The 12,268-nt window shown below is 42.9% G+C and carries 8 protein-coding genes; 4 read left to right on the top strand and 4 right to left on the bottom strand.

Annotation, left to right across the window (positions count from 1 at the left end; translation table 11 throughout):
* The first annotated feature begins 57 nt into the window (after positions 1 to 57).
* Together galK and galM are read left to right on the top strand one after the other, a co-directional pair.
* Entirely contained in the window at positions 58 to 1,218 is a 1,161-nt protein-coding gene (galK, locus tag FKN88_RS03255; protein ID WP_306687219.1) for a galactokinase, read from the top strand.
* 9 nt (positions 1,219 to 1,227) lie between these two features.
* Positions 1,228 to 2,292, top strand: coding sequence for a galactose-1-epimerase (gene galM, locus FKN88_RS03250; protein ID WP_161429766.1), 1,065 nt, complete (start codon positions 1,228 to 1,230; stop codon positions 2,290 to 2,292).
* 144 nt (positions 2,293 to 2,436) lie between these two features.
* On the opposite strand, the gene FKN88_RS03245 is transcribed toward galM, so the two are convergent.
* Positions 2,437 to 3,462, bottom strand: coding sequence for a LacI family DNA-binding transcriptional regulator (locus FKN88_RS03245; protein WP_154171132.1), 1,026 nt, complete (start codon positions 3,460 to 3,462; stop codon positions 2,437 to 2,439).
* Positions 3,463 to 3,678: 216 nt separating this feature from the next.
* On the opposite strand from FKN88_RS03245, the gene FKN88_RS03240 reads away from it, so the two are divergent.
* Together FKN88_RS03240 and FKN88_RS03235 are read left to right on the top strand one after the other, a co-directional pair.
* Entirely contained in the window at positions 3,679 to 4,749 is a 1,071-nt protein-coding gene (locus tag FKN88_RS03240) for a cellulase family glycosylhydrolase (RefSeq protein ID WP_306687218.1), read from the top strand.
* A 109-nt stretch (positions 4,750 to 4,858) separates the two neighbouring features.
* Complete coding sequence (locus FKN88_RS03235) at positions 4,859 to 6,208, top strand: MFS transporter (RefSeq protein ID WP_187984823.1); 1,350 nt, start codon at positions 4,859 to 4,861, stop codon at positions 6,206 to 6,208.
* Positions 6,209 to 6,281: 73 nt separating this feature from the next.
* On the opposite strand, the gene FKN88_RS03230 is transcribed toward FKN88_RS03235, so the two are convergent.
* The 3 genes from FKN88_RS03230 to FKN88_RS03220 all read right to left on the bottom strand — a co-directional run bounded on the left by FKN88_RS03230 (position 6,282) and on the right by FKN88_RS03220 (position 11,799).
* Positions 6,282 to 7,280, bottom strand: coding sequence for a substrate-binding domain-containing protein (locus FKN88_RS03230; protein WP_187984822.1), 999 nt, complete (start codon positions 7,278 to 7,280; stop codon positions 6,282 to 6,284).
* A gap of 244 nt (positions 7,281 to 7,524) precedes the next feature.
* Positions 7,525 to 8,541, bottom strand: coding sequence for a substrate-binding domain-containing protein (locus tag FKN88_RS03225; protein ID WP_161429764.1), 1,017 nt, complete (start codon positions 8,539 to 8,541; stop codon positions 7,525 to 7,527).
* 153 nt (positions 8,542 to 8,694) lie between these two features.
* A complete protein-coding gene (locus FKN88_RS03220) occupies positions 8,695 to 11,799 on the bottom strand; it encodes a beta-galactosidase (protein WP_306687217.1) in 3,105 nt (1,034 codons plus the stop codon).
* Between the last annotated feature and the right edge of the window lie 469 nt (positions 11,800 to 12,268).

Here is a 12,268-nt window from a genome sequence, read left to right as displayed (position 1 = left end):
AATCGTGGCTTGAGATTTACGCTGCGATTAGAGAATTAAACCGTTTGAGAATTTACTATGTCTGATCTAATTCAAAATGTGAAAGCGTCTTTTGCGCAAGTGTTTGGTTACTCACCTAGCCATATTGTCCAAGCACCTGGTCGTGTGAATTTAATTGGTGAACATACCGATTACAATGATGGTTTTGTCCTGCCATGTGCCATTAATTATCAAACGATGGTGGCGGCAGCAAAGCGTACGGATAACCTCGTGCGCGTGGTATCAGTGGATTACGGTAACGAGATTGATGAGTTTGATATCACTGAAGACATTCTCTTCCAACAAGACAAAATGTGGGCCAACTACATTCGTGGGGTGGTGAAGTGTCTGTTGGCTCGCGGATACCAGTTTACTGGCGCAGATATTTCAGTGAGTGGCAACGTACCTCAAGGTGCCGGCTTGAGTTCATCTGCAGCATTGGAGGTAGTTATTGGTCAAACGTTTAAGGTGCTGTTCAATCTCGAAATTAGTCAAGCAGACATTGCGTTAAACGGCCAGCAAGCAGAGAACGAATTTGTCGGTTGTAATTGTGGCATCATGGATCAAATGATTTCGGCTGAAGGACGTGAAAATCATGCCATGCTATTAGATTGTCGTAGTCTAGACACTGAAGCGGTATCGATGCCAGAAGATATGGCGGTTATGATCATTAACTCAAATAAAAAACGCGGTTTGGTTGATAGCGAATACAACACTCGTCGTCAGCAATGTGAAGAGGCGGCCCGAATCTTTGGTGTGGCAGCATTGCGTGATGTGACGATTGAGCAGTTTAACGAGAAAATCGCTGAACTGGATGAAATGATCGCAAAACGTGCTCGTCATGTCATCACGGAAAACGATCGTACGGTGGCTGCTGCTCAGGCTCTTCGGGCGCACGACATGAAGCGGATGGGCGAGTTGATGGCGGAATCACACGCATCGATGCGAGATGATTTCGAAATCACCGTACAGGAAATAGATACCTTAGTTGAGATGGTCAAAGACGTGATTGGTGTTCAAGGGGGCGTACGTATGACGGGTGGTGGTTTTGGGGGATGTATTGTTGCTCTCGTTCCGCCAGCGCTGGTCGATACAGTAAAAGCAACGGTTGAAGCAAAATATCAAGCAGCGACAGGCTTAACCGCGTCAATTTATGTGTGCCAAGCCAAAGATGGTGCTGGCTTAGTTGAAGTCTTGTAAGGGTATTTGATGAACGCACACTTTGAACTCCTAGAACAAGCTATGGCTAAAACGCCGTCGTTTGATGGTCAAGTCGCAAATTTGATTCATCTTATTAACGCGAATGGTATGACCGCATCGTTTATGGATATCGGCGCGACGTGGTTGAGCTGCACACTACCAGTGAATGGTGAGAGCCGTGAAGTACTATTGCGTTCGCCAAATATGGCTGAACACATGAAGCAAGGCGCTTACTTTGGTTCTATTGTCGGTCGTTTTGCTAACCGAATTGCGAAAGGCCAGTTCGAGATAGATGGAAAATCGTATCAAACGGGTATCAATAATGGTGACCATTCACTGCACGGCGGGTTGGATGGCTTTGATAAACGACGTTGGAAAGTCGAGGAACAAAGTATTCAACATGTGGTTTATTCGCTTCAATCGCCAGATGGTGACCAAGGTTATCCTGGTAACCTCGATATTAGTGTGACTTACAAGCTCACTGATGACAATCAATTGTCTATCTCCTATGACGTGACGACGGACAAAGCATCACCAGTAAATTTAACCAATCACGCTTACTTTAATTTGGCTGGTGAGGCAAGCCGTGCGAAAAGTTTAGATCACGTTTTACAGCTTCATGCGGAGTATTATTTGCCTACGGATGCGGGGTTAATTCCTCTTGGTGAGCAGAAGTCGGTTTTAGGTACCAGCTTTGATTTCACTGCTCTCAAACCGATTGGTCAAACCTTTCTTGCTGAGCAGGATCAGAAAATGGCTGGTGGTTATGATCACGCCTTCGTATTCGAACCAGAAGTGACCGATGGCATATCTACCGCCGCGATTCTTATTGCACCAGAAAAAGAGGTGGTGATGACGATTAAAACCACAAAACCAGCCGTCCAGTTTTATTCGGGTAATTTCTTAGCTGGCACTCCTGGTGCAAGTAAAATCTATGAATCTTATGATGGTCTTGCTCTAGAAACACAGTACTTTCCAGATGGCCCAAACAAGCCACAATGGGGACGTAACCGAGGGATATTGATGCCGATGGAACGTTACCAACATCGGACTATTTATCAATTTGAATGTTAGCAATCTCGTCGTAAACCCTCGCCCGATCTTAGAGCGGGGATATAAGGCGAAAGGACGATAGCACTTTAAGATAGACAGAGGTTATCTTTAACATTTGCCACTGTCGTATTACTGATATTCCAATGTTGGGGCTGTCATAGTGGGCTAGATGCCCACTTTCTTTAGTTTTGTCGAAGAGGTCCGAATGATAAGCTCACCTTCCACTTTACGTTTATTGGTAAGTAAGGGTTGGTTTTCAATCAATGCCATTAGTGATTCGACAGCAAGCTTACCCATGTCAGAGTAAGGTAGCTCAACGGAAGTCAATGCTGGGAAACTCTCAGAGGCGATTTGTTGATTATCGTAACCGACTACGGCGATATCTTGTGGAATTTTCAAACCTAATTCAGCTATCGCTTGATAGCAGCCCATCGCCATATAATCGCTACTGCAGAAAATCGCTTCTGGTCGAGGATTCATGTTCATCAGTACTAATGTTTGCTGATAGGCTTCTTTTAGTGACCAGTTTGCTTCGACTAGATAATCCGCGTTAGGAATAATATCTGCATCAATGAGTGCTTGACGATAACCATCAGCACGTTGCTTACTGGCTAACATCCAGCTTTCACCAGATAGCATAGCAATGCGACGATAGCCTTGTATTGTCAGGTGCGAAACGGCCTTATAAGCTCCAATCATATCGGCGGGTAGAATACTTGGTGTTTCAGTATTTTCCTCGTTGGTGCAGTTTAGCAATACCGTCGGGAGCAAGGTTACAACCCTTTGCTGCTCCAACTCTCGTGTCATACTTGATGCGTAGATTAAGCCTGCATAATCACCACTGTTGATTTCCGATTCTATCTTACTGGCCAACACCTCATCATGGTTGTAATTAAACGTCACTAAAATATAGTCATTTGACCAAGCTTCTTCCCTTGCAGTATTGATCGCATCGATAAATGGGTCATAGCTAGTTAATCCATTGATCACTAGTGCTATTTTTTTTGGTCGCCCCAGAGCATGGGCGACCTTTTTACTTTTATAACCCAGCAACTCTGCGGTTTCGAGTACTTTGCGTTTGGTTGCTTCAGCAATTTTTACGGAGGTTGAGCCATTCAATACCAGCGATACAGTGGACTGAGATACTCCAGCCGTTGCTGCTATGTCACCCATGGTAATTTTCTTAACCATTTTGATTTTCCACTTAATTTCGTTAGCTAAAGATATTAGCTAAAGATTAAGTTCGGATCATCCTTTAAAGGTTAAGATCACAAAAGTAGGTTATAGCACCTGAAAAGCTGTGACTCCCACCACGTTTCTTCTCTTATCATCTAGCCATAAAATTATTAATTAATATATTAGCTAATATTATTAGTTAATTAATGGTTTAGTTTTAAGGAAATCAAGATGAAAAGATGGTCAGAAGAAAAAGCGTGGCAATGGCAAAAAGAGCATGGTTGGTTACGTGGTTTTAACTATTTACCGCGTACCGCAGTAAATTGGAATGAGATGTGGCAGGGGGAATCTTTTTCACCCGAGATAATAGAGCAAGAGTTAGCATGGGCACATGAGGTGGGCTACAACACTTTACGTACTAATTTACCATTTATTGTCTGGCAAGCGGATCGTGACGGTTTACATGCGCGAATTAAGCATTTTCTGGATATCTGCGAACGCAATCAAATCAAAGTAATGATGACGCCTATGGATGACTGTGGTTTCTCTGGTGATCATCCCTATCTTGGTGCCCAAAAAGCACCGATACCTGATTTGCACAACAGCCAAGCTGCGGCTAGCCCTGGCCGTAATGTGGTAATGGATAAATCCATGTGGGGTGATGTCGAAGCCTATATCCGCGACATCATAGCTACTTATAAAGATGACTCTCGGATTGTTATTTGGGATCTCTATAATGAGCCAACCAATCGGATGATTTTCACCACCACAGGTGAGATAGCTTATGACGAAGAGATGGAAACCTTCAGTCATGATTTGATGGAAAAAGCGTTTGAGTGGGCACGTGAAGAACACCCAACTCAACCACTCACGGTTGGTGCTTGGCATGCCCCAAGCATTCTTGACCGAAGCTTACCAATTTATGAACATCCAACCGACCGAAAAGCGATGGAACTGTCAGACATCATCACTTTCCATGCTTACTTACCACTCGATCTATTCCATCAAGCTATTGAGATTGTTGAAAGATATAACCGACCAATGATGTGTACTGAGTGGCTTGCTCGTCACGCGCAATCGTACTTGCATGAACAACTTCCTATCTTCAAACAGAAGAATATTGGCTGCTATCAATGGGGATTGGTGAAAGGGAAAACCCAAACACATCTTCCTTGGCCGGAGATCAAACGTAACGATGCCAATTATGCGAGTCAATGGTTCCACGATTTGCTTGATGAGCAAGGACAGCCATATGACGTAAACGAAGTGCAATTAATTAAAACACTCGCAGAAGTGGATTAATTGCCTGTGAGCCGACCTTGATAAATGGGTCGGCGCCCAACCTATAATTAACTTAATTGAGACGTGAACGATGACTACTCTACAAAACAAACTTACCAATAAGGAGCTGATGTCTTACTTCGGCTACGGAGTAGGCCAGTGCTTTAGCTTTGGCCTAGTCGGCTCTTTTATTCTCTATTTCTATACCGATATTTTGGGGATTTCACCGATTGCAGCAAGTACGATTTTTTTGATTGCTCGAGTTTGGGATGCAGTCAATGACCCGCTTATTGCCGGATACATGGACACACTTGAATCTCGCTTCGGTAAATTCCGCCCTTACATGTTGTTTACGCCGATTCTGATTGTTTTGGTCACGGTCGCGGCGTTCTACAACATCGATGCTGATACATCGACAAAAGTGGTGTACGCCGGTATCACTTACATTCTTTGGGGGACGCTTTACACCATTTCTGATGTGCCCTTTTGGTCTATGTCTTCTGTTATGACGGATGAACCACAAGAGCGAGCAAAAGCGGCAACCTGTGCCATGTTAGGGGTAAATGCGGGTATCGGCGCGACTTTGGTTGTGTTTCCGAAACTGAGTGTATACTTCTCTGATGGCCGTGCAGATCAGGGGTACTTACCAGCAGTAATTGTACTGATGATTGCGGGTTTACTCTTTATGTTGAACGGCTTTTACAACACTAAAGAACGAATCTCGACGAAAAACTGCGAAAAAGTCACGTTAAAACAAACTTTCCAAGCCGTTCGTAAGAACAAGCCGCTATTTTTTATTTTGGCTGCATTTTTTATGAATGTATTCTTCAACCTAGTTAACGGACTGTACATTTTCTTTTTCACTTACAACATGGGTGATGCTGGATTAGTCTCTTTGATTGGATCGATTACTTTGGTTAGTGCGATTGCATGTTTAGCTACACCTGTATTAACGAAGCGTTTCAAAAAACGTGACATTTTTATTGCGCTGTGTGTTTTAGAGATCATCGCTCGTATTGGATTCTATTTAACTGGGTACACCAATCCAACTGCTGTGATGATATGGTTAGCGGTAATAACGGGGATCTTTATGATGACCAACCCTCTTATCTCAGCAATGATAGCTGATACGGTCGAATATTCTTACTACCATAGTGGTAAACGGACCGCCGCGATTACTTTTTCGGGACAGACCTTTACTGGTAAACTTTCTGTTGCTGTAGCTGGTGGTTTAACAGGGGTAATCTTAACGATGATCGGTTATGTACCCAATGTAGAACAAACAGAAATGGCGCTGAATGGAATATTTTTCTGTATTGCATTGCTACCAGCGTTAGGAGCATTAGTGCGCATCTTCATTATGTCCCGCTATACATTTACCGAAGATCAACACGCAATTTTACGAGAGAAGCTGCAGCGAGGTGAATTTGCAGAAGGTGTAGATGTTAAGTCTGTGAAACCACATGAAGCATTGAGCTAGATACCGACAACGGTTTATCGTTAAAGCCCGCTCAACAAACAGTGCGGGCTTTTTATCGTGATTAGATTGCTGATCAGCAGCGTTCGACAGAGTTTCTACGTACGAGAGTTGGGGTGAATATCGCTGTTTCTTCTTCAATCACGTCATCACGTGATAATGCCAAAGCTAAGTGAGCGGCGCGTTCAGCCATCATCTCAATAGGATAACGAATCGTAGTAAGACTTGGATGAACAAAACGTGCAATTAATCCATCATCAAAGCCAATGATAGAAATCTCATTCGGCACGTCAATCCCATTTTGTTCTAAGGTCACCAATGCGCCTGCTGCCATATAATCGTTGTAGGCGACGACTCCCGTGATCTCTAATGACTTTGCTAATAGGTTAGTCATAGCGAGCTCGCCGCCATCGCTATTAGGGGTGCCGTACTCGATGTAGCTTTTAGGTAGCTCAATACCATAGTCACTGAGCGCGGCTTGATAGCCTTGTAGACGTTCATCGGTATCTTCAATGTCTTGTGAGGAGGCAATACAAGCAATTTTTCGATGACCATGACGAAGTAAATATTCCGTTGCTAAGAATGCTCCTTTGCGGTTATCGAGTGAAATACAGCGCTCGGCTAGTTCTGGGATATAGCGATTAATCAGAACCATACCTTTGACCTCTTTGGCGTAACCAATCAACTCCTCATCAGATAAGCCTTTAGCATGCACCACGAGTGCATCACAACGGTTGTTGATGAGTAACTCTAAGGCTTGGCGCTCATCATTGGGGTTATGGTATCCATTACCGATCAATATGTGTTTACCATTTGCTCGGGCAATGGTATCGACGGCTTTGACTAAAGTACCAAAAAAGGGATCAGAGACATCTGATACTAAGACGCCCATTGTTTTTGTGCTCTGACTAACAAGAGCACGAGCGGCCGCATTGGGTCGATAACCGAGAGCATTCATTGCTTCTGTAACGGCGTGGATTGACGCTTGACTGGCTTTCGGGGATTTATTGAGTACGCGGGAAACGGTAGCAACGGAAACGCCCGCAGCTTTTGCAACATCTTTAATGGTAGCCATGGGTAATATATAACCTTTCATTTTAATAAGTGATGAATACACTCACACAACGGTTGGTGAGCGGACTACGTTAATAGCCTAAAGAGAGGTTCTCATCAGCGTCTTTAATGGCAGATTTAGCCTAGCAAGTTAGATTGATGATAATACCATGAATCAATAATAATCTTTCGACTAATTGATTGAATAATATGCCAATTAATGATTCAAGCTGTTTGTTTTTTTTTTTGACTACCGATTAATCCCCTTAAGTGATGTTTTGATTGTTCACGGCCACAGTAGAACGTCTAACCAATATTGGTAAGAATAGACGTTGGGTATGGGATTGTATTACCTCTTTATTTATCAACTGAGTTGAAAGTTTGACGGCTTCAGCGGCCATGACTTGTATTGGGTAACGAATAGTGGTTAGGCGAGGGTAGATGTAACGTGCGATATGACCATCGTCAAAGCCTACAATAGAGATATCTTGGGGGATTCGTATCTCATTTTCTTGTAGTAATGCCATACAACCTGCAGCCATATAGTCGTTATAGGTTGCAATTGCAGATAATGGCATATTTTTGGCGAGAAGGTTGACCATGGCTAACTCTCCGCCTTTTTCGTCTGGTTCTTCAAATTCAATATAACTTTCTTTTATCGTAATATGATTATCTCGCAGAGCATCGTAATAGCCTCGGAGTCGATCATGCGCATCTGCAATATCATGACTAGAACAAATATAGCCAATATCCCTATGGCCATTTTTAATTAAATATTCAGTTGCGATGTAGGAGCCCTTATAGTTATCTAAAGCCACACAGCGAGATTCTATTCCAGGAATACTTCGATTAATCAGCACCATTCCCGGAATTTCATTAGCCAGTTGTCGAAGTTCTTCATCGCTCATCCCTTTGCTATGTACAACTAAAGATTCACATTGGCTATTGATCAGTAGGTTGATGGCGTTTCTTTCTTTATCAGCATCATGGTACCCACTGCCTATCAGTAGTTGTTTTCCTTGTTCACTAGCGACGGTATCGATGGCTTTGACCATGCTGCCAAAGAATGGAGATGAGACATCATTGACCAATACGCCAATAGTATTGGAGGATTTACTTACCAGCGCTCTAGCGTTTGCATTGGGTCGATAGCCCAATGCTTTCATTGCTTGTTGTACGGCTTTAACCGCTTTTTCACTCGTTTGGGGTGAGTTATTGATGACTCGAGAAGCGGTCGCTATGGATACACCTGCAGCTTTTGCAACATCTTTGATAGTCGTCATAGGGTTCTCTAGTATTGTCGGCCGTGCCATTTAACACCTCATCACTAGAAAATTCAAATCCTATCAATGTGATTGTTGTGTTGTTTCAAGATATTGAGTTAACGACTTTAGAAAAAGCCCCTAGAGATAATCAAGGGGCTAAATCAAATTTAGTTAACTAACGGTGTTAAGTATGGATTTTAAAGTAAGGCTATATTGATAGGATTTCGCACAAAGTTGATACTCTTTATGTACGCTTGGGCTCCATGAGTCGTCACCACCGACCCCCATGTGTTGATGATCAATCCTCACATATATTTTATCTTCTATGATCAGTTCATTGGTATGTTTTGCTTGGGTTAACTGTTCTTGATTATATTGACTAACACTAAATTGAAAGTTTCCTATAATTTCTAATTGGTTAAGGCTTAATCTTTGAACGTTGCAACGTAGCCCATTATCGGTCGGGAAGATATAGGGTGTGTGCATTTGCTGTAATGTTTTTTCGTAACAGCCAAAACGTGCAGCGGACAAGCGATCTGGATAGTTTTCAAATGGGCCTAAGCCTTGCCATGTAATGATAGGATTTTTCTCATTCAAGGGCAAAATGAGCTCCAAACCAATGCGTGGTATTGGAGGGAGTTCGTCGGCCAGTTTTACATCAACGTTTAGTTGCATCTCTCCACTATTTTTTAGTGTTTGTGTCCACGAGGTGATCGCTTGAATGATGCCATTAAATTGATAAGCGAAAATTGAGGTTACTTGTACCGAGTGTGTGAGTGTTTCACTATGACAGCTTACACATTCGCGCTTCCATCGGCCAATACCAGCGTTGTCCCAACGACATACCCAAGCGTTTGGATCCACATTATCTACTTCACTTATACCGATGTCGTTATCCAGTGGTGCTCGGAAGAAGTTATCTTGTGGCGCAGTTAGTAGCTGAGCTTTACCGTTGACTTTCCAATCAATCATCAAGCCTGTTTGGCTATCCCAACACCATTGATGCTGACCATCTAGGCTCGTGATCATAATCATGTTATTGGTTTGGCTCATTAGTGGTGGTGGTTGGATTTCCAGCTTCGGCATCATTAGGCCTTTGCCATGATAAAGTGCAAACTGCTCCGAAGCACAGATGTGGCCAGCGGGTGCCCAAAGTGTCTTTTCAACCAAGATAATATCAGTATTTAAGTGATATTGTGCGTCTAATCGGGGGGTAAAATTTAAATCAACTGATATGATTTCTTGGCTATCTGCCTTGATATTCAGTGCGATTGAACCAGATTGAATCGCTTTGCCATTTTCCAATAGTGACCAGTTTAATTGTTCGTTATCGGTAGCACGGAATAAATGTTCATTTGTCACTAATAGCTGACAAACTCCATTCGTTTGTCCTTGTAGTGAAACGCTAATCATACGTTGACAATGTTTGGCTTCTTCTAACGTAGGGTGTACCGTGCGATCTGGGAAAATCAAGCCATTGATGCAGAACTGTCGGTCGTTGATTTCATCACCGAAATCTCCACCATAGGCCCAAAAGTGTTGACCATTCTCATCCCACTGGCTTAAACCTTGATCAACCCAATCCCAAACAAAACCACCTTGAAGGCGAGGGAATTCTCGAAATGCATCCCAATACTCGTTAAAACTGCCTAGACTATTGCCCATGGCATGGGCGTATTCACATAATATTAGTGGGCGAGTTTCATTGGGCAACGAAATCCATTTCTTGATTGACCATTTCGGTACGGCTTCATCTTTTATCGTTGTATTCACGCGGGCATACATAGGAGCAATGATATCCGTTGCCTCTGTGTTAGCTCCACCTCCTTCGTATTGTACCGGACGAGAAGGGTCGTAATTTTTTGACCAAGCGTACATGGCATTGTGGTTACTGCCATGACCAGATTCGTTACCCAACGACCAAATAATAATCGACGGGTGATTCTTATCACGCATGATCATTTGGGTATAGCGACTCATGTAGGCGTGTGCCCATTGTGGATCGCTTGAAAGGCGATTCATCGGTTGCATACCGTGAGTTTCGATATTGGCTTCATCGCATACATACAAACCGTATTGATCACACAGTTCATACCAACGTGGGTGATTGGGATAATGAGCGGTACGAACTGCGTTGAAGTTGTATTGTTTCATTAGACAGATATCGCGGATCATATCTTCTTCTGTCATGACATGGCCTAGCTCTGGATGATGCTCATGGCGGTTAACGCCACGGATCAACAAGGGTTTACCATTGAGTTTCAATTGACCATCACGGATTTCCACTTTTCGAAAACCAACTTGGTATGCTTCACTTTCTTGGTGGTGACCATTTTCATCCAATAATGAGACGATTAAGCGGTATAGATGGGGAGTTTCTGCGGTCCATTTTTTAGGGTTGTGTAGATGCAGAGTCTGGAATACCACGTCATTCCATGTACCACGCTCATCAATACGACGGTTATGTGGTCGATCAATTTTTGGTTCTGTTACTGCCTGCTCACCCTCAAAAAGTTGGACTTGAACTTGGTAAGTGTCTGGCGCTGAAATGTGAGTCACGATAGACAGAGAACCATCGCGATAACATGCGTCGAGATCCGGAGTAATGAAGACATCTTCAATGCAGTGCTTAGGTTTAGAAAGTAGGGTGACATCTCTGAAAATACCACTGAGCCACCACATGTCTTGGTCTTCTAAGTAACTGCCGTCACACCAACGAATCACCATTACGGCAAGCGTATTTTCGCCTACAACAAGGTGTGGTGTCAGGTCAAATTCAGCGGGTAAACGACTATCTTGACTATAACCCACCCATGCCCCATTACACCAAAAGTGGAATGCAGAGTTAACACCATCAAAGATGATGCGTTGAGTATGGGTAAGAGCGTCTGCTGATAGTGAAACAATGGTTCGGTAGCAGCCCGTTGGGTTCTCTACTGGAACAAATGGTGGCTTTACCTCAAATGGATACTTGACGTTAGCATAGATGGGCTTGTCGTAACCTTGTAGCTGCCAGTTGGAAGGAACCGTGATCTCATCCCAGTTTTCATCATTAAAACTGGTTTCAATGAATTGTCCATCGACTAGTTCTGGTTTATTGAAAAGCTTGAATTTCCACTGACCATTGAGTGATTGACGTTGAGTATGAATACCATCACGGGCATGGTCAATGTGACGAAAACTGTGAAGTGGGCTGTGTGCTTTTAGGCAGTGAATGTTCACGGACTGCGGATTCTCCCAGTCACGTCGTTGAATAATATCTACAAATGTTGTCATGAATTCTTTACCTAATTATCGGTTTTTAAATAAAGTTTTAGAGCTTAAGCGTTTTAGTTAACGTAACCTACGGTTGCTGCTAATAGATTGACTCGCCAAATTTCAGTTTGCGCATAGGGGGTAAATCCCAGCACTCTCACTTGTCTTTTTACTTTATGTCTATGGATTTATTTTTCGCTAAGCCTCTAATCTGGCAAATAGTATAAATAAATTTGGAAACGTTTTCATGATAAAGGTAGCATTTTAATATTGACTATTGTTAGGGAGTTTTTTTTGTGATACCCATCATGTTTTCATGAGGCGTTAAATAAGTAAGAGACAAGAATACCTAATAAAATGTGCCGGCATAGGTAAGGAAAAAGAACAGGTTTAGACACGTTATAACGGATCTCAACGTCTTGAGAACACGAGTATTGATCTCAATCGCTAGCAGTAAGGTGCGCTAATGAAGATGACTATAATAACAGGA

This window comes from Vibrio sp. 2017_1457_13, from assembly GCF_030851525.1.
Classification (GTDB): Bacteria; Pseudomonadota; Gammaproteobacteria; order Enterobacterales; family Vibrionaceae; genus Vibrio; species Vibrio metschnikovii.
The sequence above is the reverse complement of the archived record's forward strand: the minus strand, read 5'-3'. Positions and strand labels throughout refer to the sequence as shown.

Excerpts from the sequence above, each read along its gene's own strand:
- FKN88_RS03225 (WP_161429764.1), bottom strand. The coding sequence starts at position 8,541 with ATGACGACTATCAAAGATGTTGCAAAAGCTGCAGGTGTATCCATAGCG.
- FKN88_RS03245 (WP_154171132.1), bottom strand. The coding sequence starts at position 3,462 with ATGGTTAAGAAAATTACCATGGGTGACATAGCAGCAACGGCTGGAGTA.
- galM (WP_161429766.1), top strand. The coding sequence starts at position 1,228 with ATGAACGCACACTTTGAACTCCTAGAACAAGCTATGGCTAAAACGCCG.
- FKN88_RS03240 (WP_306687218.1), top strand. The coding sequence starts at position 3,679 with ATGAAAAGATGGTCAGAAGAAAAAGCGTGGCAATGGCAAAAAGAGCAT.
- FKN88_RS03220 (WP_306687217.1), bottom strand. The coding sequence starts at position 11,799 with ATGACAACATTTGTAGATATTATTCAACGACGTGACTGGGAGAATCCG.
- galK (WP_306687219.1), top strand. The coding sequence starts at position 58 with ATGTCTGATCTAATTCAAAATGTGAAAGCGTCTTTTGCGCAAGTGTTT.
- FKN88_RS03235 (WP_187984823.1), top strand. The coding sequence starts at position 4,859 with ATGTCTTACTTCGGCTACGGAGTAGGCCAGTGCTTTAGCTTTGGCCTA.
- FKN88_RS03230 (WP_187984822.1), bottom strand. The coding sequence starts at position 7,280 with ATGGCTACCATTAAAGATGTTGCAAAAGCTGCGGGCGTTTCCGTTGCT.